Here is a 25,715-nt window from a genome sequence, read left to right as displayed (position 1 = left end):
CCCGCCGACAGTAAATCAACAAAGGTTAATTGATGAGAGTTCTCTCTGACGCCTGGCGGCAGCGCTTTGGCGGAACGGCGCGTCTCTACGGTCAGGACGCATTGCAGCTTTTTGCCGACGCGCATATTTGCGTTATTGGTATTGGCGGCGTTGGCTCATGGGCAGCGGAAGCGCTGGCGCGTACCGGCATCGGCACCATTACGCTGATCGATATGGACGATGTCTGCGTCACTAATACCAACCGGCAGATTCATGCGTTGCAGGGTAACGTCGGCAAGGCGAAGACGGAAGTGATGGCGGAGCGCATGCTGGCGATCAATCCGGAATGCACGGTGCACTGCGTGGATGATTTTATTACGCCCGATAATACCGCCGAGCTAATGGGCGCAGGCTACAGCTATGTAATCGACGCCATTGACAGCGTACGACCTAAGGCGGCGCTGCTCGCCTGGTGTCGGCGTAATAAGATCCCGGTAGTGACCACCGGTGGTGCAGGTGGGCAGATCGATCCGGGGCAGATCCAGGTTGCCGATCTGGCGAAGACCATTCAGGATCCGCTGGCGGCTAAGCTGCGTGAACGCCTGAAGCATGACTTTGGCGTAGTAAAGAACAGCAAAGGCAAACTGGGTATTGATTGCGTGTTCTCTACCGAAGCGCTGGTTTATCCGCAGCCGGACGGCAGCGTGTGCGCTTCACGCAGCACGGCGGAAGGACCAAAACGGATGGACTGCGCCTCCGGCTTCGGGGCCGCTACCATGGTAACGGCCACCTTTGGCTTTATGGCGGTGTCGCACGTGCTTAAGAAGATGATGGCGAAGGCGGCACGTCAGCGCTAGCCGCTGCGCGCACCGCCTGCGCCAGTGCATCCAGCCCGCTGCTGCGTGAGGCGCTGAGCTGCTCGCGCAGACCCAGCTCATCAAACAGCCGTAGCGGGTCCTGTGCCAGCAGCACATCAGCAGGCTGCCGCTCCACCGCGGTGAGCAATACCGCCAGCAGGCCGCGCACAATGCGGCCTTCACTGTCGCCATAGAAATGCAGCGTGCCGTCGCTCAGGCGCTGATGTCCAAGCCAGACGCGGTTTTCACAGCCGCTCAGCTCAATTTCAGCGCTTTTTAACGCCTCCGGCAGCGGCGGCAGCTGTTTCCCCAGCAGAATCAACTGGCGATAGCGCTCTTCCCAGCCGTGACAGGCGGCAAACTTCTCTTTCAGCGACGTTACGGTAATCAGTTCAGCAAAGGGATGCGGGGCGATAAGCGTCATAATCGTTACTCGGCCAGTAGAGTGACAGCATTCTGGATGGCGCGCACCAGCGCATCGACATCCTGTAAATTGTTATAGGGCGCAAAAGAGGCACGCAGCGTGCCGCTGACGCCCAGCGCCGCCATTAACGGCTGGGCGCAGTGCTGACCGGCGCGCACCGCTACGCCACTTTCTGCCAGCAGCGTGACGATATCGCTGTGGTGCAAACCGGTGATATCAAAAGAGAGCAGACTGGATGCGCCACAGCGGAAGCTACGGAAGCCGGGAATCTGCTGTAACTGTTCCTCCGCCAGCGTCGCCAGGCTACCGCTCCAGCGTTCCGCCGCCTGCATATCGATATTTTCCAGCCACTCCAGCGCCGCGCTCAGGCCGATAACGCCCGCCACGTTCGGTGTGCCCGCCTCGAATCGCCAGGGAACCGGCTGCGGCGTAAAGCCAGAGAAATCGACCTGGCTCAGCATCTTGCCGCCGCCCTGCCAGGGCGACATCGCTTCCAGCAGCTCCGCTTTACCATACAGCGCACCAATACCCATCGGGCCGTAGAGTTTGTGAGCGGAAAAGGCATAGAAATCGATATCCAGCGCCTGCACGTCAGGCGGACAGTGCACCACGCCCTGTGCGCCATCTACCATTACTTTTGCGCCTGCGGCATGAGCAAGGCGTATCGCCTGCGCCAGATCGGGCAGGCCGCCGGTGACGTTAGACATTTGCCCCAGCGCCAGCAGGCGCGTTTTTTCATTCAGCAGGGCGGGGAGCTGGGCCATATCGGGCAGCCGATCCGCGCCCAGCGGCCATTTCACCACGCGCGCACCGCTCTGTTGGGCCACCATCAGCCAGGGGACCAGGTTGGCATGATGCTCCGTTTCGCTGACCAGAATTTCATCGCCTGGTTGTAACAGAGGACGTAACGCGCTTTGGGCTACCAGATTAATCGCTTCGGTCGTGCCGCGCGTCCAGATGATGTTGTGTGCATCAGGCGCGTTGATCAGCCGGGCAACCTGGGTGCGGGCGCTTTCGTAGCGTTCGGTGAGTTTACGCGCGGCGGCATACTGGCTGCGGTGAACGGTGCCGGCGCTCAGGCTGTAATAATGCTGCGTTGCGTCAATGACCGCCTGCGGCTTTAGCGCGGTGGCGGCGCTGTCCAGATAGACGCCCGCATCGGCCAGCGCCGGAAACTGCTGGCGAAACTGTGCAGGATTAAATAGGGTCATGCTGTTCTCATTCGATAAGTGTATGGCTTTAGCGCCCCAGGAGCAGAACGAAATTCGGCTAAGCTGCTGGCGATACAGCAAAAACCCGTTATGCTCAATAGGCAAGGTTTAAACTGTTTACCCTCTGCCGCGTCATACTATCCGCTGCAAAAGAGACGTTAATGACCCAGGCGGAGGGGTTATCGCATTTGATCTGCAAGGAGATGAAAATGAAAAAACTCGCCGCAGTACTGACCGCTTGCGCCATGACTTTTACTTTAGCAGCCTGCTCCAGCAATTACGTGATGCACACCAATGACGGTCGCACCATTGTTGCCGATGGTAAGCCTATGGTAGATGACGATACCGGTATGATCAGCTATAAAGACGCCTATGGCAATGAACAGCAGATTAACCGCGCTGATGTGAAAGAAATGGTTGAGATGGGACAGTAAATCACAGCCAAAAAAAAGCACCGCAGTTTGCGGTGCTGTTAAAATCACTATGGACAGACAGGGTAAATCTACAGGAATAAATGGTAGCTGCGCTACCCGATCCGAAAAGCGTCAGATCAAATTGCAAACACAACATCACGACCACAAGCCAAAAGCCCTCCGAACTCAGCAGTTCCCTGCTTATTCTGAAAACTTTTCGTTCCGGCTCAGGAAGTGCGGCAACTATAGGTATTTGCTGGAGCTTACTCAACGGACAATTTATAATGGCTCGGATAAAAAAATCTAATACGTAAACCATCCTTAAGCGGTTGCGTCAAACTATTTCAGTCAAGACCTGGATACCATGTCAAAACGTCTTCCACCACTTAATGCCTTGCGCGTTTTTGATGCTGCAGCGCGTCATCTCAGCTTTACCAAAGCGGCTGAGGAGCTGTTTGTTACGCAGGCCGCTGTCAGCCATCAGATCAAATCTTTGGAAGATTTTCTTGGTCTGAAGCTCTTTCGGCGGCGAAATCGTTCGCTTCTGTTGACTGAAGAAGGCCAAAGCTACTATCTCGATATCAAAGAGATTTTTTCTGCGCTCAATGATGCTACGCGCAAGCTACAGGCGCGCAGCGCTAAGGGAGCATTAACCGTGAGTTTGCTGCCGAGCTTTGCTATTCAGTGGCTGGTGCCGCGCCTTTCCAGCTTTAACTCAGCTTATCCGGGGATCGATGTGCGTATCCAGGCGGTAGACCGTGAGGAAGAGAAGCTGGCTGACGACGTGGACGTGGCGATTTTCTATGGGCGCGGCAACTGGCCGGGGTTGCGCGTAGAAAAATTGTACGCTGAATATTTGTTGCCGGTCTGCTCACCTCAGTTACTGACCGGAGATAAGCCGTTGAAAACGCCCGCCGATCTTGAGCATGTCACTCTGCTGCATGATGCGTCGCGGCGCGACTGGCAATCCTATACCCGTCAGCTAGGCTTGCAGCACATTAACGTGCAGCAGGGGCCGATTTTCAGCCATAGTGCGATGGTATTACAGGCAGCGATTCACGGGCAGGGCGTGGCGCTGGCTAACAACGTGATGGCGCAAAGTGAAATCGAAGCGGGCCGCCTGGTTTGCCCTTTCAATGATGTGTTGGTAAGTAAAAACGCTTTTTATCTGGTTTGTCATGACAGCCAGGCAGAACTGGGTAAAATAGCCGCCTTTCGACAGTGGATCCTGGCAAAAGCCGCAAGCGAACAAGAAAAATTCCGCTTCCGCTACGCCAGCTAACCTATTTGACCGCGACGGAGTGACCCGGCGCGTTATGCTAACGAGGATCGTTCGATGTCCAGTCGTGCAATGTTAATTTTTTCAGCCATCAGCGGTTTCTTCTTTGTCGCTTTTGGCGCATTTGGTGCGCACGTACTTAGCCAGTCTCTTGGCCCGACTGAAATGGCCTGGATTCATACCGGGCTGGATTACCAGGCCTGGCATACGCTGGCGATTATCGGCCTTGCTGCCGCGATGCTGCGTCGTGCGAATATCTGGTTTTACTGGAGCAGCGCTTTTCTCGCCCTCGGCGTCGTGCTGTTCAGCGGCAGCCTTTTTTGTCTGGCGCTCTCCCATTTGAAAATGTGGGTGTTTATTACCCCGGTCGGCGGCACCTGCTTCCTGATCGGCTGGATTTTAATGTTAATTGGCGCACTGCGTCTGAAGAGAAAGGCAGATCGCCATGAATAAAGTGTTGTTGTATTGCCGTTCCGGGTTTGAGAAAGAGTGTGCGGCAGAGATTACCGATAAGGCGGCGCAGCGCGAAGTGTATGGCTTTGCCAGGGTAAAAGAGAACGCGGGTTATGTACTGTTCGAATGTTATGAGGCGACGGATGCCGATAAGCTGGCTCGCGAACTGCCCTTTAGCGAACTGATTTTTGCCCGGCAGATGGTGGTGGTAGGCGAGCTGCTGCGCGATTTGCCACCTGAAGACCGTATTGCGCCCGTCGTGGCGATGCTGAACGGCGCGGTAGAGAAGGGCGGCGAGCTGCGCGTCGAGGTACCGGATACCAATGAAGCCAAAGAGCTGCTGAAATTTTGCCGTAAGTTTACCGTTCCGCTACGTGCGGCGCTGCGCCAGCAAAATATCCTGCTGAACTATGAGAGCGCGAAACGGCCCGTAGTGCACGTTTTCTTTATCGCTTCCGGCCACTGTTACGTAGGGTATTCGTATCCTGACAATAATTCGCCATTCTTTATGGGCATCCCGCGTCTTAAATTTCCGGCTGATGCGCCAAGCCGCTCCACGCTGAAACTGGAAGAGGCGTTTCACGTCTTTATTCCTGCTGATGAGTGGGATGAACGGCTGGCGAGCGGTATGTATGCGGTCGATCTGGGTGCCTGTCCCGGCGGCTGGACTTATCAACTGGTAAAACGCAGCATGATGGTGCATGCGGTAGACAATGGTCCAATGGCACCGAGCCTGATGGAGACCGGTCAGGTAATGCATCACCGTGAGGATGGCTTTAAGTTTCGCCCGACACGCAGCAATATCAGCTGGCTGGTGTGCGATATGGTGGAGAAGCCGGTGCGCGTTGCCAGTCTGATGGCGGAGTGGCTGATCAACGGCTGGTGCCGTGAGGCGATTTTTAACCTGAAGCTGCCGATGAAAAAGCGCTACGAAGAGGTATCGCAAAACCTGGCGATGATTCAGGAGAAGCTGCAAGAAAACGGGATTAACGGTCAGATCCAGGCGCGCCAGCTCTATCACGATCGTGAAGAGGTGACGGTACATATTCGGCGCATTTGGGGTGCCGTGCCGGGGCGTCGTGACGAACGTTAAATTGTAATCGTACCGGGTAAAATTATCGGCGTAGACAAGGAATGCTGCGCCATAAATAAATTAGTTTGTCAGGTAATTATATTTATAATCGTTTTTCCGCTGATATTTATCGTCGCTTTACATTTCAGATTATACAATTAATCGTTAATGTAAATTAACCCAGTCATTTTTGTTGTCTTTCTGCTGAATTAAATATTAACAATGAAGATTATCTTGTTCTGTGGCAAGTTTCTGGTTGTTCTGTGGCAAGTTTCTGGGTTTATTGAGTTGACACTTTTTTCTGTTTGATGTTTTATTATCTACGCTGGCACTTTATGTGTCATCCCTCTGTTTTTGATGGAATTATTTTCCCAAAAAGGAACTCATAATGAATAAGGCTATTAAAGTTGCTGTTCTGGCAGCCGTTCTGGCTACCCTGACGGGCTGCACCGGCAGCGTTTATAATAAAGAGAAGAACTGTGATTATGATTATTTACTGCATCCAGCCATTTCCATTTCTAAGATAATTGGCGGCTGCGGTCCTGTCTCTCAGTAATCGTCTCACATACTCTTTATAATTTAGCTGCATGGTATGCTGGCTTTTTTCGCAGACTTTTTATCCGTTAAGATAAATGCTCGCGAATTTATTGCGGTGCGAATTATGTAGAGTATATTATCTGTATAGCCTGATGCTGGTCTGTCTTGACCAGCATTTTTTATTGCCGCTGATTTGCTGGCAAAGCGCGTAATATATCCTTCCCGCAGTAATTAATCATTGAGGCACATTAGCTGTGGAATAGCGTAGATCCTTCAGGTTACCGTTGAGGTGTAAATCGGTGCGCAGCGTCGCGACCTGCTGGCTGATAAAGGCGATATCGCGGTGCTCCACCAGCTTTTTACGCCACTTATCCGGTACGGCATCAAGCTGCTGATAAATCGCATTAAGCGATCCGAACTGTTGCAGCAGCTGGCTGGCGCTTTTAGGCCCGATGCCCGCGACGCCTGGAATTTTGCTGCTGCTGATACCGGCTAATCCCCAGTAATCAGTCAGCTGCTGTGGTGAAACGCCGAACTCGCTATCGATAAAGGGCTGATCGAGCCAGCGCTTCTGAAAATAGTCACGAATACGAATTTCCGGTGTCAGCAGCTGACAGTAACCCTTATCGGTGGAAACGATGGTGGCCTGATGTCCACTTTGCGCCACTTTTACCGCCAGCGTGGCGGCTAAATCATCGGCCTCATCACCTTCTGCGGCCCAACAGGCTACGCCAGCCTGACGAAAAGCGTCCTGCAGCGCAGACATCTCCAGCCGTAGGTCATCTGGCATCGGTGGACGCCCCGCTTTGTAGTCAGGCAGGAGTTGATGACGCCAGCCTTCGCGGCGTAGCTCATCATCAAAAACCGCAACGGCATGGCTGGGATGCGTATGAGCCAGCAGCTGGTGCAGCGCGGCGACGCAGCGATCCCGGCACGGGCTGCCCTGTACGGCATGAATACGGCGAATAAGGTTCAGTGCATCAACAATCAATAAATGAATAGTCATAATAAAAGACGGGCAGCGTCATGCCGCCCGTACCGCAGTTATTTAATGATTTCGTAGCAGGGAATATAGGCAGTACCCGGCAGCTTCATGCGGTGCTGGGCGACAAAGCCCTGTAGCAGGTCATCCATGCGGCGCATGATCGCCGGATCGCCGTGCAGTTTATAACGGCCTTTCTGTCTGATCTCCCGAATGCCGATTTCTTTCACATTGCCCGCCACAATGCCGGAAAATGCACGACGCAGCGCGGCGGCCAGTTTCTCCGGCGACTGGTTGGGGTACAGGTTCAGATTTGCCATATTTTCATGGGTTGGCAGGAAAGGAACCTGTAAATCGGGTTCAATGCGCAGCGACCAGTTAAAGCTGTAAGCATCGCCGCTTTCACGCCGGTTCTCTTTTACCTGCGGCATCGCTTTTTTCATCAGGCGTGCCACTTCCGGCGCATCGTCAATAATGATGTGATAATAACGGCGGGCCTGTTCGCCAACGGTATTAACAATAAACTCATCCAGCACGCGGAAGTAATCGGCGCTCTCTTTCGGCCCGGTAAGAATCAGCGGTAACACCTGATCGCTGTTTTCCGGGTTCATCAGAATACCCAACAGGTAAAGCAGTTCTTCCGCCGTACCGACGCCGCCGGGGAAAATAATGATGCCGTGGGCGATACGCACAAAGGCTTCCAGACGCTTTTCAATGTCCGGCATGATGATCAGTTCGTTCACCAGCGGATTAGGCGGTTCCGCCGCGATGATAGACGGCTCGGTTAAACCAATAAAACGCCCTTCGCGGTAGCGCTGCTGCGCATGACCTACGGCGGCACCCTTCATCGGCGCTTCCATGACGCCCGGCCCGCAGCCGGTACAGATATTCAGTTCACGCAGCCCCAGCTGAGTACCAACATTACGGCAGTATTGATATTCGGTAGCGTTAATCGAGTGACCGCCCCAGCAGACCACCATGTTCGGATCTTCGCCGATATGCAGCGCACGCGCGTTGCGCAGGATAGAAAAGACCAGGTTAGTGATATGCGCAGACTTTTCCAGATTGAGCTGATGAAAACGCCCAGCGGTGGAGAGTTGACCGTTAACAAACAGAATATCGCGCAGTACGGCAAACAGGTTGGCCTGTAGGGAGCGAATGATACGCCCGTCAACAAACGCCTCTTCCGGCGGATTAATCAACTCCAGCTTAACGCCGCGCTCGCGACGTAGCACATTAATGTCGAAGTTTTCAAAACGGGAGAGCAGTTCATGGCTGCTGTCAGTCTGGCTGCCGGAGTTCAATACCGCGAGGGAACAGTTACGAAATAGCTGGTAGAGGTCACTGCTGGCCGTACGCTTCAGCATGTCGACTTCCAGCTGCGAGAGCAAATCCATCGAGCCGAGTGGGCTGATATGTGTAATCAAGTGAGCTCCTTTACACCCGCCGGGGTGATAAGTGACACCGTGCCGCCTGTCGCGCCGCACGGTGACGAGAAAATCCCTGGGCGGAGGCATAATGCCGCCGCTGTTCGTCAGAGTAGCCTTCTCCTGCGTGGTTTCTCAACTGATTCCGATAACAGAAGAACGTCCTGCGAGCCGTGCCGCAGTTTACTGGCGTACCAGGCGAGAATGGGCCGGCTGAAAATCGGTATTGCTGCGCCACGGATTGATATCCAGCCCGCCGCGCCGCGTATAGCGTGCGTAGACCATCAGCGTCTCCGGGCGGCAGAAGCGCAGCAGATCGTTAAAAATGCGCTCAACGCACTGCTCGTGGAACTCATTATGATGACGGAATGAGACCAGATAACGCAGCAGCGCCTCACGGTTAATGCGCGGGCCACGATAGCGGATTTGTACTGAGCCCCAGTCCGGCTGATGAGTAATCAGGCAATTGGACTTCAGCAGATGGCTGGTCAGCGTCTCTTCCACTATCTCTTCGCCAGCGGCATCAGCGAGGTAATCGGCATTGAACTCATAGTTGTCGATACTGATATCCTGCTCGTCGATGCAGATACCTTCGAACTGGCCTGGCGGCTGGCCTTCGAGCTCTTGCAGGCGAAACAGCGAGACGCTGACCTCACCCTGGGCGCAGGCGCTGAGATCGCGTTGCAGCGTCTGGCGTACTTCTTCCCGGTCGGCAAAGCGCGTCTGGTTAAAGCTGTTAAGATAGAGCTTGAAACTCTTTGATTCGATCAAATTAAGGCTGTCAGCACGCAGCGAGATTTCGCCGATGGCAACCTGCGGTACGCCTTTCGCGTTCAGCCAGGAGAGCTCATACAATGTCCAGATATCGGCCCCATGAAAAGGCAGATTGTCGGGATAAAGCCCCAGCGGTTCGCGATTAAGCGAACGGGGAACCGCCTGCAACAGGCCTGGCTCATAGCAATCCTGATAGGCGGTGGGTTTTCCCAGAGTCAGGCCGGCAAGCGCCTGATGTTGTTCATAAGAAGACATAGCGTAACCTCAAAACCACCCGAAAAGGCGAGTGCGTCTTTTCCTGTAAAAAGAAACGATAAATAAAGGCTGTAAGTGTAACCCAGACAGCCTGGAGTGAAAAAATGAATGATCAGACCGCCATTGCGCTCAAGACGTTTACTGAGCGTTACTGTCAGCAGTGGCAACAGCAGCACGGGCATCTTCCTTTCAGCGAGGAGCTTTATGGTATACCTTCCCCCTGCGTAGTTGAGAATCGCGAAGAGGGCGTTTTATGGCAGCCACGGCCTTTTGACGCTGAGCCACAGCTTGCGGCAGTAGAGCGGGCGCTCGATTTGCAGTTGCAGCCTGCGGTGGTGGATTATTATACAACGCAATATGCGGGCGATATGCAGGCAATGTTAGACCAACAGCCGATCACATTACTTCAGGTCTGGAGCGAAGCCGACTTTGTTCGTGTACAGGAAAACCTGATTGGGCACCTGGTGATGAAAAGGCGTTTAAAACAAACTCCGACACTTTTCATTGCAACCACAGAATCTGATCTGGATGTGATTTCTGTATGCAATCTAAATGGAGAAGTTATTCTTGAAACGTTGGGAACGCCAAAGCGCCAAATTTTGGCACCAAATATTCAGACATTTCTCAAGAATTTACAACCGTTTAGTGGCCGTTTTTAAGAGATCGTCTTACATGTTTGTGAGATATGTCTCACAACGACTGTGAGAGATCGCCAGGATAAAAAGCAGAAAATCAGAAGTTCTTTTTGTGAAAATAATGTAAATCATAAACTTAGTGATATCAGGGGCTTCAGAATCACGCCAGGAGGAGTTGTTAAAGGAAAAGGTAGCTTGTTTCCTACAAGGGCCAGGGCAAAATAGGCCACATCGGAAAGGGAATCCGAGGATTGGAAAACGTCATGGATGGCGTTCATCAGGATGATGGTTCCGCAAAGGATGTGCGTTTAAGGGATAGCTTCAGGATGAAGCAGTAAGTTCCAGGATGGAACGACAGGGACACCTCCAGGATGGAGAATGGGAGCCGGTCAGGATGACTGGTGGGCCAGGAAAGCCAAAGGAGCATCGCCAGGAAGGCGATAATGTCAGGAAGACAAAAGGGAAAAGTTTTCAAGGAAGAGCAGGGAGCGTCGAAGTAGCAGGATAGCTGCAAACGAACCGGGAGCACTGTAAAACAGTGCTCCCTTTTTTTGTGCCGCGCGTTCTCCCCGCCGCCCGCCAATGCTATGCTTGCCGCCCTGAAAATTTCACCCGTTGTGAGGATGTCCATGCACCGAGAACATCAGGTCCGCCAGGGGTTGCTGGCAGTTGAAGCCCTACTGAAAGCGCAGGCGCTGTGGCAGAATGAAGCGCCCGATGCCTCTGCCTTTGCCAGCACGCAGCCCTTTTTTCTCGATACCATGCAGCCGCTGGAGTGGCTTCAGTGGGTGCTGATTCCACGTATGCATGCGCTGCTGGACGCCGGGGCCGAGCTGCCGCAAAACTTCGCTATCGCCCCCTATTATGAGATGTCGCTGACGGCAGATGTGGCCTGCCGGGAAGAACTGCTGGGTCACCTTAACGCGCTTGATGCGCTGTTTGTTGTGGCAGGCCACTAATGCTGGACATTATCTATCAGGATGAGTGGCTGGTCGCGGTCAATAAGCCCGCTGGCTGGCTGGTACATCGCAGCTGGCTGGATCGCAAAGAAAAAGTTGTCGTGATGCAAACGGTACGCGATCAGATTGGTCAGCATGTTTTTACCGCTCATCGGCTCGATCGGCCTACCTCCGGCGTGTTGCTGATGGGGCTTTCCAGCGAGGTTGGCCGCCTGCTGGCGCAGCAGTTTGAACAACATCAGATGGTGAAAACCTATCACGCCGTGGTACGCGGCTGGCTGGAAGGAGCCGATCGGCTCGATTATCCGCTCACTGAGGAGCTGGATAAGATTGGCGATAAATATGCCGCGCAGGATAAAGGACCGCAGGAGGCCGTTACCGACTGGCGCGGGTTGGCTATAACGGAACAGGCGGTTGCCATTGGTCGCTACGCCACCGCGCGTTACAGCCTGATTGAGCTACAGCCTGCCACCGGACGTAAGCATCAGCTACGTCGTCACCTCGCACACCTGCGTCATCCGATTATTGGCGATACCACGCATGGCGATCTGCGCCAGAATCGCGGCGCGGCCCGGCATTTCGGCTGTGGACGCCTGATGCTGCACGCCAGCAGCCTGGCGCTTAATCATCCGGTAACCGGCGAGCCGTTAGTGATTCGTGCCGGGCTGGACGCTATCTGGCAGCGGATGATGCAGCAGTTTGGCTGGCAGCACTGTCTCCCCGATCTTCCCAGGGTTGAGTTTGATTCACAGCCAGGTCAGGATAGGGCATCACAATAAGGGAGAAGGTTATGGCGCAAATAGGTATTTTCGTCGGCACCGTTTACGGCAACGCGTTGCTGGTAGCGGAAGAGGCTGAGCCCATCCTGCAACAGCAGGGGCATCAGGTGGCGATTTTTGAAGATCCCAGCCTTGACGACTGGCAGCAGTACAGCGATAAAGTGGCGCTGATCGTTACGTCTACCACCGGACATGGCGATTTTCCTGACAGTATCGCCGGTTTATACCACGCGGTTAAGGATAAGCTGGGCCATCAGCCTCAGCTGCGCTACGGCGTGATTGCGCTGGGCGACAGCAGCTATGAGAATTTCTGCGGCGCGGGAAAAACGTTCGATGCGCAGCTGCAGGAGCAGGGCGCATCGCGTATTGGTGACGTGCTGTTAGTGGATGCGATGGAAGCACCGGAGCCGGAAAGCGTCACCTCACCCTGGGTGGAAAGCTGGGGCAAGCTGCTCTGACTTTCTCCGCTCCGGTAGCTGGCATCAGGTGACCGGGGCCGGGTTAAATACCGCCAGCGCGTTACGAATCCCCCAGCGGTCGGACCAGGTTTGCTGCCGTCCGCTGGCGATATCCAGAATCATTTCAAACAGACGCCAGCCCACCTGCTCAATGGTTTCTTCGCCTGTGGCGATAGTTCCCGCATTGATATCCATTAAATCGTGCCAGCGCGTTGCCAGCGCGGTGCGCGTCGCCATTTTTATTACCGGAATCGCCGCGAGGCCATAAGGCGTGCCGCGTCCGGTGGTGAACACCTGTAGCGTAATGCCGGAAGCCATCTGCTGCGTGCCGCAGACAAAATCGCTGGCGGGCGTTGCCGCATAGATCAGGCCGCGTTTAGTGGGACGCTGACCGGGTGATAACACTTCGACGATGGCGCTGCGTCCTGATTTGGCGATAGAGCCGAGCGCTTTTTCCACCACGTTTGCCAGGCCGCCTTTTTTGTTGCCCGGAGACGGGTTGGCGCTGCGATCGGTTTTGCCCTGGCTCAGGTAGTCATCATACCAGGCCATCTCTTCCAACAGGCGCTTGCCGGTCGCTACATCTGCCGCACGCGGCGTAAGCAAATGAATGGCATCGCGCACTTCGGTAACTTCAGAGAACATTACCGTCGCACCGCAGCGCACCAGCAGATCGGAGGCGAAGCCGACCGCCGGGTTAGCGGTAACGCCGGAGAAGGCATCGCTGCCGCCGCACTGCATGCCGACAATCAGTTCGGAGGCCGGGCAGGTTTCGCGCTGGCGCTGATTCAGACGCTGCAAATGACGATCTGCCACGCGCAGGATCTCCTGCACCATGGCTTCAAAGCCCACATGGCGTTCATCCTGCAAACGCACAATATCTTCTTCACCGACAGAAATCGCCTGCACATCGTCGCCGCTGGCGGCCAGCAGTTTTTCCGGCTGGAGCTTCTCACAGCCGAGGCCGACCACCATCACCTCGCCACCGAAGTTAGCGTTCAGCGCCAGGTTATGAATTGTGCGGATCGGTACTACCGCCGCAGGCGCATTGATTGCCACACCGCAGCCGTAAAGGTGATTAAGCGCGACCACGCCATCCACGTTTGGATAACGCGGCAGCAGTTCGCGTTCGATAATGTTAACCACATAATCGACTACGCCCGCTACGCAGTGGACGCTGGTAGTGATCCCCAGCAGGTTACGGGTGCCGACGCTGCCATCCGCGTTGCGATATCCTTCAAAGGTGTACCCTTCCAGCGGCGGCAGCGGTTCAGGAACGCGTGTCGCCAGCGGCAGACTTTCCAGCGGCGGCGCTTCGGGCAATTCCACCAGGGATTCATCAATCCAGCTGCCCTGCGGAATATCCCGCAGCGCATAGCCGATCACTTCGCCGTAGCGGCGTATTGCTGCGCCACGGGCGATAGGCGTCAGCGCCACTTTATGTCCCTGCGGAATATGCTCTGTCAGTTGCAGCCCACATGGGAAAACGGCGCCTGCAGAGAGGCCGTTATCATTCACCACGATCGCGACATTATCGTCTTCGTGTACCCGAATATAACGCGGTGTTTCTTCACGAATCGTTTTCATTGCTTTGGTTTCCAGTAAACGGAAAAGTCAAAAGGGGAAACGGCGCAGGCGAATGCTGCATTACTGTTTTTGCTGACGGTAAGTATAAAGAGGGGGAACCCCGCCAGCACTATGCATATGAACGATTTTATCCGCCTGATACGTCTTCTTTTCTGGCTTCAGTACAAGTGCAAGTGAAGAGGCTCACAAACCCAACCCACAGCCCTCCTGGCTTCCCGTTAACGCCCCTGAAAAAGATGATTTCGTGAGCAGTGCCGCAGGTGGTTAGGCAATTGCATTAATTTAAACGTATAACCCGCGTAAATGTGGGGCGTTCGTCCAGTGAATTGGCCGTGCCCGCTCCATATACTTTCCCCAAGTTCGACGACAGGTGAATCAGCTGCGCTGCATATAACCGTTTTTGCTAACGAATAATAATCACCGTGTTTAACCCAACCTCATTCTGATACTCAACATGTTGTGTATGCAGTCAGAGTGGAAAGTAGCGTACCGCTATATTTCAGGAGTGCATCATGAATTCATACAGCCAGGCGGAAAGTGCCGTAGAAAAAAGGACTAACGCACGATACTGGATCGTGGTGATGCTGTTTATCGTCACCTCATTCAACTATGGCGACCGTGCCACCTTATCCATTGCCGGTTCTCAAATGGCAAAAGATATCGGGCTCGATCCGGTCGGCATGGGCTATATCTTCTCTGCGTTCTCATGGGCTTACGTTATCGGACAAATCCCCGGTGGCTGGTTGCTCGATCGTTTTGGTTCAAAACGCGTTTATTTCTGGAGTATCTTCATTTGGTCGCTGTTTACCCTGTTACAGGGATTCGTCGATATCTTTGAAGGCTTCAGCGTCATTATCGCGCTCTTTACGCTGCGCTTTCTGGTGGGGCTGGCAGAGGCACCCTCTTTCCCCGGTAACAGCCGTATTGTCGCCGCCTGGTTTCCCGCGCACGAACGCGGTACTGCCGTGGCGATTTTTAACTCGGCGCAATATTTTGCCACCGTTATCTTCGCACCAATCATGGGCTGGCTGACCGCGCAGGTAGGCTGGGCGCATGTGTTCTGGTTCATGGGCGGCCTCGGCATCATTATCAGCTTTATCTGGCTGAAAGTGATTCACGATCCAAACGATCATCCGGGTGTTAACCGCGCTGAACTGGAGTACATGGAGAAAGGCGGCGCGCTGATCAACATGGATGCGAAGAAAGAGAAGACGAAACTGAGCAGGGGTGAAAAGTGGGCGCAGATTCGCCAGCTGATTACTTCTCGCATGATGCTCGGTATCTATCTCGGCCAGTACTGCATTAACGCATTGACCTACTTCTTTATTACCTGGTTCCCGGTTTATCTGGTGCAGGCGCGCGGCATGTCAATTCTGAAAGCGGGCTTTATCGCCTCTATCCCGGCCATCTGCGGTTTTATGGGCGGCGTGCTCGGCGGCGTGATTTCCGACTGGCTGATGCGTAAAACCGGCTCGCTGAATATCGCCCGTAAAACGCCAATCGTACTGGGTATGCTGCTCTCCATCTCGATGGTGACCTGTAACTACGTCGAAACCGAATGGGTGGTGGTGTTCTTTATGGCAACCGCATTCTTCGGTAAAGGCATCGGTGCGCTGGGCTGGGCGGTGATGGCGGATACTGCGCCGAAAGAGATCAGCGGTCTGAGCGGCGGCCTGTTTAATATGTTCGGCAATATCTCCGGTATCGTGACGCCTGTTGCTATCGGCTACATCATTGCTTCAACCGGCTCCTATAACGGCGCGCTGATTTATGTCGGTATCCATGCGCTGGTGGCGGTGTTGAGCTACCTGGTACTGGTGGGCGATATCAAACGTATCGAACTGAAAAAGACAGCGTAAGGAGCGATTATGAGTACGCAAAGCACGCCCGTAATTACTGATATGAAGGTAGTGCCGGTCGCTGGTTACGACAGCATGCTGCTCAACATCGGGGGCGCGCATAGCGCCTTCTTTACCCGCAACATCGTGGTGTTGACCGACAGCGCCGGACATATCGGTCTGGGGGAAGCGCCGGGTGGAGAAACCATTTACCAGACGCTGACCGATGCCATCCCGCAGGTGACAGGCCATGAAGTAGGCCGTATGAACCGACTGGTGCAGCAGGTGCACAAAGGTAATCAACACGCCGATTTTGATACCTTCGGCAAAGGTGCCTGGACTTTTGAACTGCGTGTTAACGCGGTTGCAGCGCTGGAAGCGGCGCTGCTTGACCTGCTCGGCCAGTTCCTCAACGTGCCGGTGGCGGAGCTGCTTGGCCCCGGCCAGCAGCGCAGTGAGGTAACGGTATTAGGCTACCTGTTCTATATCGGCGACCGTCGGAAAACCGATTTGCCTTACCTCAGCGGCGAGCAGGCAACGCATGACTGGTATCACCTGCGCCATCAGGAAGCGCTGAATAGCGATGCGGTGGTGCGGCTGGCTGAGGCGGCGCAGGATCGCTACGGTTTTAAAGATTTCAAACTGAAAGGCGGCGTATTGCCGGGCGAACAGGAGATTGAAACGGCGCGTGCGCTGAAAAAACGTTTCCCGGACGCGCGCATCACCGTCGATCCCAACGGAGCCTGGCTGCTTGATGAAGCTATTCAGCTCTGCAAAGGCACGCAGGATATTCTGACCTATGCCGAAGATCCCTGCGGTGCCGAGCAGGGCTATTCCGGGCGCGAGGTGATGGCGGAGTTTCGTCGTGCTACCGGCCTGCCGGTCGCCACTAACATGATCGCCACCAACTGGCGTGAAATGCAGCATGCGGTCATGCTGAACGCCGTCGATATTCCGCTTGCCGATCCGCATTTCTGGACGATGAGCGGAGCAGTACGCGTGGCGCAGCTCTGCGACGACTGGGGTCTCACCTGGGGCTGTCACTCCAATAACCACTTCGATATTTCGCTGGCGATGTTTACCCACGTCGGTGCGGCTGCACCGGGTAAACCCACCGCCATTGATACGCACTGGATCTGGCAGGAGGGCGATCAACGCCTGACCAAAGCGCCGTTGCAGATTCGTCAGGGTAAGATTGCCGTGCCTGAAAAACCCGGCCTGGGGATTGAGCTGGACTGGGCGCGCCTGGAGCAGGCGCATGAACTTTATAAAACGTTGCCGGGTGGCGCACGCAATGATGCGACCGCAATGCAGTATCTTATCCCCGGCTGGAAATTTGATCGCAAGCGCCCGGTGTTCGGGCGTAAGTAAGCATAAGGAATCGACCATGAGCCAACAGAACGCTACGCCAAAAATTACTGAAATGCAGGTAATCCCGGTTGCCGGTCACGACAGCATGCTGCTAAACCTGAGCGGTGCCCACGCGCCATTCTTTACCCGCAACATTGTGATTATCAAAGATAACGCAGGTCACACCGGCGTGGGTGAAATCCCCGGCGGCGAAAAAATTCGCAAAACGCTGGAAGAAGCCGCGGCGCTGATTATCGGTCACACCATCGGTGAATATAAAAACCTGCTGGGTAAAGTACGCACAACTTTTGCCGATCGTGACGCAGGTGGACGCGGTAACCAGACTTTTGACCTGCGCACCACCATTCATGTGGTCACCGGTATTGAAGCGGCGCTGCTCGATCTGCTGGGACAGTTCCTTGGCGTTAACGTCGCCAGCCTGCTCGGTGACGGCCAGCAACGCGATCAGGTCGAAATGCTGGGCTATCTGTTCTACATAGGCGATCGTCGTAAAACCACGCTGCCTTACCAGAGCGAGACGGACGCCAGCTGTGACTGGTATCGCCTGCGCCATGAAGAAGCGCTGACCCCGGATACGGTGGTGCGTCTGGCGGAAGCGGCCTACGAAAAATATGGCTTCAACGATTTTAAACTGAAAGGCGGCGTACTGGCCGGTAGCGAAGAGGCTGAAGCGGTAACCGCGCTGGCGAAGCGTTTCCCGGACGCGCGCATTACCCTCGATCCTAACGGTGCCTGGTCGCTGGAAGAGGCGATTCGCCTCGGCAAACAGCTGCGTAACGTGCTGGCCTATGCGGAAGATCCGTGCGGTGCTGAACAGGGCTACTCCGGTCGTGAAGTGATGGCGGAATTCCGTCGCGCTACCGGGCTGCCGACTGCAACCAATATGATTGCCACCGACTGGCGTCAGATGGGACATACGCTGTCGCTGCAATCGGTCGATATCCCGCTGGCCGATCCGCACTTCTGGACGATGCAGGGTTCGGTTCGTGTGGCGCAGATGTGCCATGAGTTCGGCCTGACCTGGGGTTCACACTCCAACAATCACTTCGATATTTCGCTGGCGATGTTTACCCACGTTGCCGCCGCCGCGCCGGGTACTATCACGGCGATCGATACCCACTGGATCTGGCAGGAAGGCAATCAGCGCCTGACCAAACAGCCGCTGGAAATCAAAGGCGGTATGGTACAGGTGCCGCAGAAACCGGGTCTGGGCGTCGAGCTGGATATGGATCAGGTAATGAAAGCGAACGAGCTGTATAAGCAGCACGGTCTGGGTGCGCGCGACGATGCTCAGGCGATGCAGTTCCTGATTCCGAACTGGACCTTTAACAATAAACAGCCATGCCTGGTGCGCTAAGCGCACCTAACTGAGAGGTAACAGAATGAGTCACTCATCCTATCCCAACCGTTTTCGCCAGCGTCTGCTGAGCGGTGAAACGTTGATCGGCAGCTGGTGTGCGCTGGCTAATCCCATTACAACGGAAGTGTTGGGTCTGGCGGGTTTCGACTGGCTGGTGCTGGATGGCGAGCATGCGCCGAATGACGTCACCACGTTCGTGCCGCAGCTGATGGCGCTGAAAGGCAGCAGCAGCGCGGCCGTGGTCAGGCCGCCCTGCAACGAGCCGGTGATTATCAAGCGTTTGCTGGATATCGGCTTCTATAACTTCCTGATTCCGTTTGTGGAAAGCGAAGAAGAAGCGCTTCAGGCGGTGGCTTCCACCCGTTATCCGCCTGCCGGTATTCGCGGCGTATCGGTTGCGCATCGCAGCAATATGTATGGCACCCTGCCGGACTATAACCGCGATATCAACAGCAATATCAGCGTGCTGGTGCAGATTGAAAGCCAGAAGGGCGTGGACAACCTTGACAGCATTATTGCCGTTGACGGTGTGGACGGCATTTTTGTCGGTCCGGGCGATCTCTCCGCCGCGCTCGGCTATCTGGGACAGCCGTCCCATCCTGAAGTACAGAAGGTGATTCAGCATATTTTTGCACGCGCCAAGGCTGGCGGTAAGCCGAGCGGCATTTTGGCTCCGGTAGAGGCAGATGCACGCCGCTACCTGGAGTGGGGCGCGACCTTTGTCGCCGTAGGCAGCGATCTGGGCGTCTTCCGTGGTGCAACGCAGGCGCTTTGCGATCGTTTCAAAAAATAATTTACGAGGAGAATGATGATGAAAGTTGGATTTATTGGCCTGGGCATCATGGGCAAACCGATGAGTAAAAACCTGCTGAAGGCGGGCTATTCACTGGTGGTACGCGACTTCAGCGCGGAAAACGAAGCTGAGCTGGTTAAGCTGGGCGCTACCACAGCGAAAACGCCGAAAGAAGTTGCTGAACAGTGTGACGTCATCATTACCATGCTGCCGAACTCACCGCATGTGAAAGAAGTGGCGCTGGGTGAAAACGGCATCATCGACGGTGCGAAAGCCGGTACGGTATTGATCGACATGAGCTCTATCGCTCCGCTGGCCAGCCGTGAAATCTCTGAAGCGCTGGCGAAAAAAGGCATCAAGATGCTGGATGCGCCGGTCAGCGGCGGCGAACCAAAAGCGATCGACGGCACGCTTTCCGTAATGGTTGGCGGTGATAAAGCGGTGTTCGACGCCCATTACGATCTGATGAAAGCGATGGCCGGTTCCGTGGTGCATACCGGGGAAATCGGTGCGGGTAACGTGACCAAACTGGCTAACCAGGTCATCGTAGCGCTGAATATTGCCGCGATGTCTGAAGCGTTAACGCTGGCGACCAAAGCGGGCGTTAATCCGGATCTGGTTTACCAGGCTATCCGTGGCGGTCTGGCGGGCAGCACGGTGCTGGATGCTAAAGCACCGATGGTGATGGATCGTAACTTCAAGCCGGGCTTCCGTATCGATCTGCATATTAAAGATCTCAGCAACGCCCTCGATACCTCGCACGGTGTTGGCGCTCAGCTGCCGTTAACCGCCGCGGTCATGGAAATGATGCAGGCGCTGAAGGCTGATGGCATGGGTACCTCCGACCACAGTGCGCTGGCCTGCTATTATGAAAAATTAGCGAAGGTTGAAGTTTCACGCTAGTCAGCCGCCCGGTTATGTTGCCGGTCAGATTGACCGGCTTCGTTCTCTGGCTGCGGCCAGCTCAACAGCGCTCGGACTATTTATGAAAATCGTTATTGCACCGGATTCGTATAAAGAAAGTTTATCCGCCCTGCAGGTCGCTTCGGAGATTGAAAACGGCTTTCGTGCGATCTTCCCCGATGCCCAGTACGTCAAGCTGCCGGTGGCAGATGGCGGTGAAGGGACCGTGGAGGCGATGGTGGCGGCGACGCAGGGAAAAATCGTCAGGCTAACCGTCACCGGGCCGCTGGGCGAACCGGTAGAGGCGTTTTACGGCTTGTCCGGCGATGAGAGCTGCGCGTTTATTGAAATGGCTGCGGCCAGCGGGCTGGAGCTGGTGCCGTCGGCGCAGCGCGATCCGCTGGTAACCACCTCGTGGGGAACCGGCGAGTTGATCCGCAACGCGCTGGATCGCGGCGTTCAACGTTTTATTATCGGCATCGGCGGCAGCGCAACCAACGACGGTGGCGCTGGCATGATGCAGGCTTTAGGCGCGCAACTGCTCAATAAAGACGGCGAGCAGATTGGTTATGGCGGCGGCGCACTGGCGCAGCTGGCGCGTATTGATATCAGCACGTTAGATGCACGTTTGCAGCAGTGTCGCTTTGAAGTGGCCTGCGATGTGACTAACCCGCTTACCGGAAAAGAGGGTGCTTCTGCCGTATTCGGCCCACAGAAAGGGGCGACGCCTGAACTGGTGACGCGTCTCGATGCGGCGCTGGAACACTACGCAGCGATTATCCAGCGCGATCTGGATATTGATGTCCTGCATGTTCCCGGCGGCGGTGCGGCAGGTGGTATGGGCGCGGCGCTGCACGCTTTCTGCCGGGCAGAACTGCGTCGCGGTATTGAAATCGTTACCGAGGCGCTGGGCCTGGATGCGCTGGTCAGGGATGCTGCGCTGGTGATTACCGGCGAAGGGCGTATCGATAGCCAAACCGTACACGGTAAAGTGCCGATCGGTGTAGCGAAGGTAGCGAAACGCTACAACAAACCGGTGATCGGCATTGCCGGTAGTTTGACCGCAGATGTAGGCATTGTGCATCAGCACGGGCTGGATGCGGTTTACAGCGTTATCTACTCTATCTGTACGCTGGAAGAGGCGCTGGATAACGCTGCGCAAAACGTGCGTATGACGGCGCGTAATATCGCCGCCACCTTAAAAATTGGCCGGATGCTCGATCAGGCCTGACTCAATATGTGGCGCGCTTCCTGCGCCACATTCTCCATCTCATCCAGCAGTTCTAACAGCTCCGGCTCCAGCGAGGCGACATCGCCACTTAGCCGCAGGCTCTGTTCAATTTGCCGGCAAAGTTGCTTCATGCGTGGGACGCCGCTGTAGCTGGCGCTGCCGTGCAGCTTATGAATAATTTCCCGCAGTCCGTGCTGACGATTTTCCGCCAGGCTCTGTTCCACCTGTTCACGCACTTCCGGCAGGAAATCGAGCAGCATTTGCAGCAGATCGCGCGCCAGTTCAGGTTTATTAGCGGCCTGGTGCAGCGCCAGCTGCCAGTCTAGAGAGGGAGAAATCACCGGTGCCTCCAGCGTTGGCTGCTGGAGCGGAGAGGAGTAACGCGCCAGCAAATGGCTTAGTTTGACCTCATCAATCGGCTTGGCGAGGTAATCATTCATGCCTGCTTTAATTAAACGTTCACGTTCACCGTCAATGGTGTGGGCGGTGACGGCGATAATCGGCGTATTTACGTGCTCGGGCAGTTCGCGAATCAGTTCGCTGGCGCGGATGCCATCGATTTCCGGCATCTGAATATCCATCAGGATGATATCCAGCGCCTGCTGCTTCGCCAGCGCTATAGCTTTTTCACCGCTGTCACACAGCACGATATTTTCTACCTGTTCTTCCAGCAGTGCGCCGATCAGTTTCAGATTGGCAGGATTATCATCCACCGCCATCACCGTGAGCGGCAGACGGGCACGAGCGGGCAGGTCATACAGCTTGCGTGCATGCAGATCGAGCATAATCGGGATAAGCCGTGTACGGGTGACCGGTTTGCACAGGCAGGCGTCGATGCCGTTACTTTTTAGCTGTTCCGCCTGCAGCAATATCTGGCTGGGTAGCGCCATGATTACGCAGTCGGCGCGCGCGGTCAGGCTGTTGATAAACGCCTGCGAAGTAATGCTCTCGGCGCGCTGGCTGACAGGCAGCCCCACCAGCAGTATGTCATAGCGTGGTTCCGTCAACCCTTCCAGCGTCAGGCTGTAGCTGACCTGCAATGGCGTGGTGCTCAGCATATCCAGCGCCGCCTGCGCCGCCGCCGGATTAGCTTCAACATAGGCGAGCCGCTTACCGCGCAGATCGTCCAGCGCGCGCGGATCGCTGGCAGCGTTAGGGTTTAGCGACAGGCTGACGTGGAACCAGAAGGTCGATCCCTGATTCAGGCGGCTGTGAAAGGCAATTTCGCCGCCCATTTCGTTGACCAGTTTTTGCGTAATCACCAGGCCAAGCCCGGTGCCGCCGTGGCGACGCGAAATGCTGGCGTCGGCCTGACGGAATGCCTGGAACAGCTGCGACTGCTGCCGTTCCGCAATACCAATACCGCTGTCATGTACCTGAACTTCCAGTTCGACGCTGTTGTTGCTCAGGCTGCGTTTTTCAACGCGAATATCGATATTGCCGCGTTCGGTAAACTTCACCGCGTTGCCGATCAGGTTGGTCAGTATCTGCTGTAAACGTAGCGGATCGCCAATCACATTGTCCGGTACTTCACTCTGAACGTTGATGGTCAGCTCCAGCCCTTTATCGTGGGCCGAAGGGGCCAGCAGGACCAGGGTTTCATCCAGCGTGGCGCGCAGCGGGAAAGGCGTTGACTCCAGCACCAGCTTGCCCGCCTCCAGCTTGGAGAAATCGAGCACGTCATTAATGATGCTGAGCAGATTATTAGCTGAGCGCTCAATGGTATGCAGATAGTCGCGCTGGGTAGAGGTGAGCGGCGTTTTCAGCGTCTGGCGCGTAAAGCCGATAACGCCGTTAAGCGGGGTACGTAGCTCGTGCGACATATTGGCGAGGAACTCGGACTTGATGCGCGCCGCTTCCTGAGCGCGTCGTTTCGCCAGATCCAGCTCGACGTTTTGGATCTCCATTTGCTCCAGCGTTTCGCGCAGATCGGAGGTCGCCTGATCGATATTTTGCTGCATCTCTTCGTGGTAGGCGGTTAACGACATCGCCATGGCGTTGATGCCGTTTTTCAGCATATCCAGCTCACCCAGCATATAGCCCTCCACCCGGCTGTCGAGCTGACCACGACGAATGCGATCTACGGTGCTGACCATATTGCGGATCGGCCCGGTGACATCGCGCATCAGCCGATAGGCGAACATCATGGCGATGCAGAGACAGAACAGCAGCAGCAGGGTGGAAACAAAGATCTCTTTATATTGCTGTAGTCTGACCGACTGTAAATCCAGCTCGATCGCCACATAGCCCAGCGGATTGCCGGTTGGCTTGGCATCTCGCCCCGGTGATTCATCGGGATAGTAGCTTTCAGAAACTACCGGCGTGCGCAGCACCATCGCATTGCCGTGGCGCTCAATCATCGTCAGGCTTGGCAGGCTGGTGCCATCGGGCAGGCGCAGTTGGTTTTGATTAAGGTTATAGTTGGAGGTAACGAAAATCTGATTTTTATCGTCAAATACCGTAATGGCGCGCACGATATCGGAATGACGACGATGCAGCAGGCTGACCAGCTGCCGTACCGATTCGCGACTGTGGAAGGTCATGCCGTATTCACTGGAAACGGCCAGCGGCTCGATAATATTCGCGCCCGCATCCACCAGCTGTCGCTGTAGCTCATTATAGCGATGCACTACAAAAAATGTACTGAGCAGCAGACCAATCATCAGGGTCGGTGCCAGTATTAAAATCATCATCCTTGCCCGCAGGCTGTATTTGGTCATGATAGTCCGGTATGAGACAATTCCCTACGGGCGGTGATGCGGCAAAGCAGGCGTCACTTCGCGTAGCAATTATTCAGAGATCTTATTCCACTATGGCGCAATTCTACTCTGCAAAACGGCGTGTGACGACCCGGCAGACAATAACCGTCACTATTCACGAACTTGATGCCTTCGGGCAGGGTGTGGCACGTCATCAGGGCAAAACGCTGTTCGTCAGCGGTGCGCTGCCGGGCGAGCAGGTAGAAGTGGTATTGCAGGAGGATAAACGGCAGTTCGCTCGCGGACGGGCGCAGCGTATTTTGCAGCCCAGCCCGGAGCGGGTGACGCCGCGCTGCCCCTGGTTTACCACCTGTGGCGGCTGCCAGCAGCAGCATGCCTCTCAGGCGCTACAACAGCAGAGCAAGGCCAACGCGCTGGCTCATCTGCTGACGCGTGAAACCGGGCAGCAAACCACGGTGGATGAAATTATTGGCGACAGCGCCTATGGCTATCGCCGCCGCGCTCGTCTCGGCCTGCAATATCAGGCAAAAACGCAAACCTTGCAGATGGGGTTTCGTAAAGTTGCCTCTAACGACCTGGTTTCGATCGACTGTTGCCCCATTTTGCAGCCTGAACTGGAAAAGTTGCTGGTGCCGTTAAGGGATTGCCTTTCATCACTACAGGCGGTACGGCGGCTGGGGCACGTTGAGCTGGTGCGGGCAGATAACGGCCCGCTGATGGTGCTGCGCCACCTCGATCCGCTAAGCGCCGCAGATCGGCAAAAACTGGAACAGTTTTCGCATCAGCACGGTCTGGCGCTGTTTCTGGCACCAGACAGCGATCGGACGGAACAGGTAAGCGGTGAGCAACCCTATTATCTTTCCCATCAGCTTACGTTAACCTTTAACCCGCGCGATTTTATTCAGGTTAACGACGCGGTAAACCAGAAAATGGTGGCGAAAGCGCTGGAATGGCTCGATTTACAGCCGCAGGATCGCCTGCTCGATCTCTTTTGCGGCATGGGCAATTTCACGCTTCCGGCTGCAAAAATTGCAACAAATGTTGTGGGTGTGGAGGGCGTAGCAGCTTTAACTGCACGAGGTGCGTATAATGCCCAGCTGAATGGTCTGGAAAACATCATTTTTTTTCATGAGAACCTGGAAGAAGATGTAACGCGTCAGCCCTGGGCGGCGCACGGTTTTGATAAGGTGTTACTGGACCCCGCGCGTGCGGGTGCGGGCGGCGTAATGCAACATATCGCTAAACTTGCGCCACAACGCGTGGTCTATGTTTCCTGTAACCCAACTACACTTGCCCGGGACAGTCAGGTGCTGCTGTCAGCCGGTTATCGCCTGGAAAGGGTGGCGATGCTCGATATGTTTCCGCAGACGAGCCACCTGGAATCCATGGTGTTATTCAGTAAAACGTAAGTATTTTTA

At 55.2% G+C, this 25,715-nt stretch carries 24 protein-coding genes; 17 read left to right on the top strand and 7 right to left on the bottom strand.

Annotation, left to right across the window (positions count from 1 at the left end):
- Nucleotides 1–32: 32 nt before the first annotated feature.
- The gene (tcdA, locus tag C7M51_RS12855) at nucleotides 33–836 is read left to right on the top strand and encodes a tRNA cyclic N6-threonylcarbamoyladenosine(37) synthase TcdA (RefSeq protein WP_160622149.1); all 804 of its coding nucleotides are present in this window, start codon (nucleotides 33–35) and stop codon (nucleotides 834–836) included.
- On the opposite strand, the gene csdE is transcribed toward tcdA, so the two are convergent.
- Together csdE and csdA are read right to left on the bottom strand one after the other, a co-directional pair.
- Nucleotides 799–1,260 (bottom strand): cysteine desulfurase sulfur acceptor subunit CsdE, encoded by a 462-nt coding sequence (csdE, locus tag C7M51_RS12850; protein WP_160622148.1) that lies wholly within the window; start codon nucleotides 1,258–1,260, stop codon nucleotides 799–801. The two genes, tcdA and csdE, sit on opposite strands and share 38 nt — an antisense overlap.
- 5 nt (nucleotides 1,261–1,265) lie before the next feature.
- On the bottom strand, nucleotides 1,266–2,471 hold the full coding sequence (gene csdA / locus C7M51_RS12845) for a cysteine desulfurase CsdA (RefSeq protein WP_160622147.1): 1,206 nt from the start codon (nucleotides 2,469–2,471) through the stop codon (nucleotides 1,266–1,268).
- A gap of 209 nt (nucleotides 2,472–2,680) precedes the next feature.
- Between csdA and C7M51_RS12840 the strand changes: the two genes are divergently transcribed.
- The 5 genes from C7M51_RS12840 to C7M51_RS12820 all read left to right on the top strand — a co-directional run bounded on the left by C7M51_RS12840 (nucleotide 2,681) and on the right by C7M51_RS12820 (nucleotide 6,244).
- The gene (locus C7M51_RS12840; protein WP_160622146.1) at nucleotides 2,681–2,905 is read left to right on the top strand and encodes a YgdI/YgdR family lipoprotein; all 225 of its coding nucleotides are present in this window, start codon (nucleotides 2,681–2,683) and stop codon (nucleotides 2,903–2,905) included.
- A 343-nt stretch (nucleotides 2,906–3,248) separates the two neighbouring features.
- Nucleotides 3,249–4,166, top strand: coding sequence for a glycine cleavage system transcriptional regulator GcvA (gcvA, locus tag C7M51_RS12835; protein ID WP_160622145.1), 918 nt, complete (start codon nucleotides 3,249–3,251; stop codon nucleotides 4,164–4,166).
- Between the two features lie 54 nt (nucleotides 4,167–4,220).
- The gene (locus tag C7M51_RS12830) at nucleotides 4,221–4,616 is read left to right on the top strand and encodes a DUF423 domain-containing protein (RefSeq protein ID WP_160622144.1); all 396 of its coding nucleotides are present in this window, start codon (nucleotides 4,221–4,223) and stop codon (nucleotides 4,614–4,616) included.
- Nucleotides 4,609–5,709 carry a 23S rRNA (cytidine(2498)-2'-O)-methyltransferase RlmM gene (rlmM, locus tag C7M51_RS12825; protein ID WP_160622143.1) on the top strand — a complete coding sequence of 367 codons (1,101 nt, stop codon included), beginning with the start codon at nucleotides 4,609–4,611 and terminating at the stop codon, nucleotides 5,707–5,709. Before C7M51_RS12830 ends, rlmM begins: the two co-directional genes overlap by 8 nt.
- 367 nt (nucleotides 5,710–6,076) lie before the next feature.
- Complete coding sequence (locus C7M51_RS12820; RefSeq protein ID WP_160622142.1) at nucleotides 6,077–6,244, top strand: YhfL family protein; 168 nt, start codon at nucleotides 6,077–6,079, stop codon at nucleotides 6,242–6,244.
- Nucleotides 6,245–6,460: 216 nt separating this feature from the next.
- On the opposite strand, the gene xni is transcribed toward C7M51_RS12820, so the two are convergent.
- From xni to queF, 3 genes are all read right to left on the bottom strand, one after another.
- Nucleotides 6,461–7,231 (bottom strand): flap endonuclease Xni, encoded by a 771-nt coding sequence (xni, locus tag C7M51_RS12815; protein WP_160622141.1) that lies wholly within the window; start codon nucleotides 7,229–7,231, stop codon nucleotides 6,461–6,463.
- 38 nt (nucleotides 7,232–7,269) lie between these two features.
- Nucleotides 7,270–8,634, bottom strand: coding sequence for a nucleotide 5'-monophosphate nucleosidase PpnN (gene ppnN, locus C7M51_RS12810; protein ID WP_160622140.1), 1,365 nt, complete (start codon nucleotides 8,632–8,634; stop codon nucleotides 7,270–7,272).
- Nucleotides 8,635–8,817: 183 nt separating this feature from the next.
- A complete protein-coding gene (gene queF, locus C7M51_RS12805; protein WP_160622139.1) occupies nucleotides 8,818–9,663 on the bottom strand; it encodes an NADPH-dependent 7-cyano-7-deazaguanine reductase QueF in 846 nt (281 codons plus the stop codon).
- A gap of 104 nt (nucleotides 9,664–9,767) precedes the next feature.
- Here queF and syd point away from each other — a divergent pair, with 104 nt between their 5' ends.
- The 4 genes from syd to C7M51_RS12785 all read left to right on the top strand — a co-directional run bounded on the left by syd (nucleotide 9,768) and on the right by C7M51_RS12785 (nucleotide 12,494).
- Nucleotides 9,768–10,322 carry a SecY-interacting protein gene (gene syd / locus C7M51_RS12800; RefSeq protein ID WP_160622138.1) on the top strand — a complete coding sequence of 185 codons (555 nt, stop codon included), beginning with the start codon at nucleotides 9,768–9,770 and terminating at the stop codon, nucleotides 10,320–10,322.
- A 599-nt stretch (nucleotides 10,323–10,921) separates the two neighbouring features.
- On the top strand, nucleotides 10,922–11,257 hold the full coding sequence (locus C7M51_RS12795; protein ID WP_244323729.1) for a YqcC family protein: 336 nt from the start codon (nucleotides 10,922–10,924) through the stop codon (nucleotides 11,255–11,257).
- Nucleotides 11,257–12,036 carry a tRNA pseudouridine(65) synthase TruC gene (truC, locus tag C7M51_RS12790; RefSeq protein WP_160622136.1) on the top strand — a complete coding sequence of 260 codons (780 nt, stop codon included), beginning with the start codon at nucleotides 11,257–11,259 and terminating at the stop codon, nucleotides 12,034–12,036. Before C7M51_RS12795 ends, truC begins: the two co-directional genes overlap by 1 nt.
- Before the next feature lie 11 nt (nucleotides 12,037–12,047).
- Nucleotides 12,048–12,494, top strand: a complete 447-nt coding sequence (locus tag C7M51_RS12785; RefSeq protein ID WP_160622135.1) for a flavodoxin — start codon at nucleotides 12,048–12,050, stop codon at nucleotides 12,492–12,494.
- Nucleotides 12,495–12,518: 24 nt separating this feature from the next.
- Here C7M51_RS12785 and garD read toward each other — a convergent pair whose 3' ends face one another.
- A complete protein-coding gene (gene garD, locus C7M51_RS12780) occupies nucleotides 12,519–14,081 on the bottom strand; it encodes a galactarate dehydratase (RefSeq protein ID WP_160622134.1) in 1,563 nt (520 codons plus the stop codon).
- 512 nt (nucleotides 14,082–14,593) lie between these two features.
- Between garD and C7M51_RS12775 the strand changes: the two genes are divergently transcribed.
- From C7M51_RS12775 to C7M51_RS12750, 6 genes are all read left to right on the top strand, one after another.
- Entirely contained in the window at nucleotides 14,594–15,940 is a 1,347-nt protein-coding gene (locus C7M51_RS12775) for an MFS transporter (protein ID WP_160622133.1), read from the top strand.
- A 9-nt stretch (nucleotides 15,941–15,949) separates the two neighbouring features.
- Nucleotides 15,950–17,290 (top strand): enolase C-terminal domain-like protein, encoded by a 1,341-nt coding sequence (locus C7M51_RS12770; protein ID WP_160622132.1) that lies wholly within the window; start codon nucleotides 15,950–15,952, stop codon nucleotides 17,288–17,290.
- A gap of 16 nt (nucleotides 17,291–17,306) precedes the next feature.
- A complete protein-coding gene (gudD, locus tag C7M51_RS12765; RefSeq protein ID WP_160622131.1) occupies nucleotides 17,307–18,647 on the top strand; it encodes a glucarate dehydratase in 1,341 nt (446 codons plus the stop codon).
- A gap of 25 nt (nucleotides 18,648–18,672) precedes the next feature.
- Nucleotides 18,673–19,443, top strand: a complete 771-nt coding sequence (gene garL / locus C7M51_RS12760) for a 2-dehydro-3-deoxyglucarate aldolase (RefSeq protein ID WP_160622130.1) — start codon at nucleotides 18,673–18,675, stop codon at nucleotides 19,441–19,443.
- A gap of 12 nt (nucleotides 19,444–19,455) precedes the next feature.
- A complete protein-coding gene (gene garR, locus C7M51_RS12755; protein WP_160622129.1) occupies nucleotides 19,456–20,346 on the top strand; it encodes a 2-hydroxy-3-oxopropionate reductase in 891 nt (296 codons plus the stop codon).
- A gap of 82 nt (nucleotides 20,347–20,428) precedes the next feature.
- Nucleotides 20,429–21,577, top strand: coding sequence for a glycerate kinase (locus C7M51_RS12750; protein ID WP_160622128.1), 1,149 nt, complete (start codon nucleotides 20,429–20,431; stop codon nucleotides 21,575–21,577).
- Here the strand turns inward: C7M51_RS12750 and barA are convergent.
- Complete coding sequence (gene barA, locus C7M51_RS12745; protein ID WP_160622127.1) at nucleotides 21,568–24,297, bottom strand: two-component sensor histidine kinase BarA; 2,730 nt, start codon at nucleotides 24,295–24,297, stop codon at nucleotides 21,568–21,570. The genes C7M51_RS12750 and barA overlap by 10 nt on opposite strands.
- Nucleotides 24,298–24,389: 92 nt before the next feature.
- Between barA and rlmD the strand changes: the two genes are divergently transcribed.
- Nucleotides 24,390–25,706, top strand: a complete 1,317-nt coding sequence (gene rlmD, locus C7M51_RS12740; protein WP_160623646.1) for a 23S rRNA (uracil(1939)-C(5))-methyltransferase RlmD — start codon at nucleotides 24,390–24,392, stop codon at nucleotides 25,704–25,706.
- Nucleotides 25,707–25,715: the final 9 nt, after the last annotated feature.

Origin of the sequence: Mixta intestinalis, from assembly GCF_009914055.1 — a bacterium.
Classification (GTDB): Bacteria; Pseudomonadota; Gammaproteobacteria; order Enterobacterales; family Enterobacteriaceae; genus Mixta; species Mixta intestinalis.
Note: the sequence above shows the minus strand (reverse complement) of the source record. Positions and strands in the feature narration are given on the sequence as shown.

Bases quoted from the DNA above. Each gene is read 5' to 3' on its own strand.
- tcdA (WP_160622149.1), top strand. From the start codon at position 33: ATGAGAGTTCTCTCTGACGCCTGGCGGCAGCGCTTTGGCGGAACGGCG.
- csdE (WP_160622148.1), bottom strand. From the start codon at position 1,260: ATGACGCTTATCGCCCCGCATCCCTTTGCTGAACTGATTACCGTAACG.
- csdA (WP_160622147.1), bottom strand. From the start codon at position 2,471: ATGACCCTATTTAATCCTGCACAGTTTCGCCAGCAGTTTCCGGCGCTG.
- C7M51_RS12840 (WP_160622146.1), top strand. From the start codon at position 2,681: ATGAAAAAACTCGCCGCAGTACTGACCGCTTGCGCCATGACTTTTACT.
- gcvA (WP_160622145.1), top strand. From the start codon at position 3,249: ATGTCAAAACGTCTTCCACCACTTAATGCCTTGCGCGTTTTTGATGCT.
- C7M51_RS12830 (WP_160622144.1), top strand. From the start codon at position 4,221: ATGTCCAGTCGTGCAATGTTAATTTTTTCAGCCATCAGCGGTTTCTTC.
- rlmM (WP_160622143.1), top strand. From the start codon at position 4,609: ATGAATAAAGTGTTGTTGTATTGCCGTTCCGGGTTTGAGAAAGAGTGT.
- C7M51_RS12820 (WP_160622142.1), top strand. From the start codon at position 6,077: ATGAATAAGGCTATTAAAGTTGCTGTTCTGGCAGCCGTTCTGGCTACC.
- xni (WP_160622141.1), bottom strand. From the start codon at position 7,231: ATGACTATTCATTTATTGATTGTTGATGCACTGAACCTTATTCGCCGT.
- queF (WP_160622139.1), bottom strand. From the start codon at position 9,663: ATGTCTTCTTATGAACAACATCAGGCGCTTGCCGGCCTGACTCTGGGA.
- syd (WP_160622138.1), top strand. From the start codon at position 9,768: ATGAATGATCAGACCGCCATTGCGCTCAAGACGTTTACTGAGCGTTAC.
- C7M51_RS12795 (WP_244323729.1), top strand. From the start codon at position 10,922: ATGTCCATGCACCGAGAACATCAGGTCCGCCAGGGGTTGCTGGCAGTT.
- truC (WP_160622136.1), top strand. From the start codon at position 11,257: ATGCTGGACATTATCTATCAGGATGAGTGGCTGGTCGCGGTCAATAAG.
- C7M51_RS12785 (WP_160622135.1), top strand. From the start codon at position 12,048: ATGGCGCAAATAGGTATTTTCGTCGGCACCGTTTACGGCAACGCGTTG.
- garD (WP_160622134.1), bottom strand. From the start codon at position 14,081: ATGAAAACGATTCGTGAAGAAACACCGCGTTATATTCGGGTACACGAA.
- C7M51_RS12775 (WP_160622133.1), top strand. From the start codon at position 14,594: ATGAATTCATACAGCCAGGCGGAAAGTGCCGTAGAAAAAAGGACTAAC.
- C7M51_RS12770 (WP_160622132.1), top strand. From the start codon at position 15,950: ATGAGTACGCAAAGCACGCCCGTAATTACTGATATGAAGGTAGTGCCG.
- gudD (WP_160622131.1), top strand. From the start codon at position 17,307: ATGAGCCAACAGAACGCTACGCCAAAAATTACTGAAATGCAGGTAATC.
- garL (WP_160622130.1), top strand. From the start codon at position 18,673: ATGAGTCACTCATCCTATCCCAACCGTTTTCGCCAGCGTCTGCTGAGC.
- garR (WP_160622129.1), top strand. From the start codon at position 19,456: ATGATGATGAAAGTTGGATTTATTGGCCTGGGCATCATGGGCAAACCG.
- C7M51_RS12750 (WP_160622128.1), top strand. From the start codon at position 20,429: ATGAAAATCGTTATTGCACCGGATTCGTATAAAGAAAGTTTATCCGCC.
- barA (WP_160622127.1), bottom strand. From the start codon at position 24,297: ATGACCAAATACAGCCTGCGGGCAAGGATGATGATTTTAATACTGGCA.
- rlmD (WP_160623646.1), top strand. From the start codon at position 24,390: ATGGCGCAATTCTACTCTGCAAAACGGCGTGTGACGACCCGGCAGACA.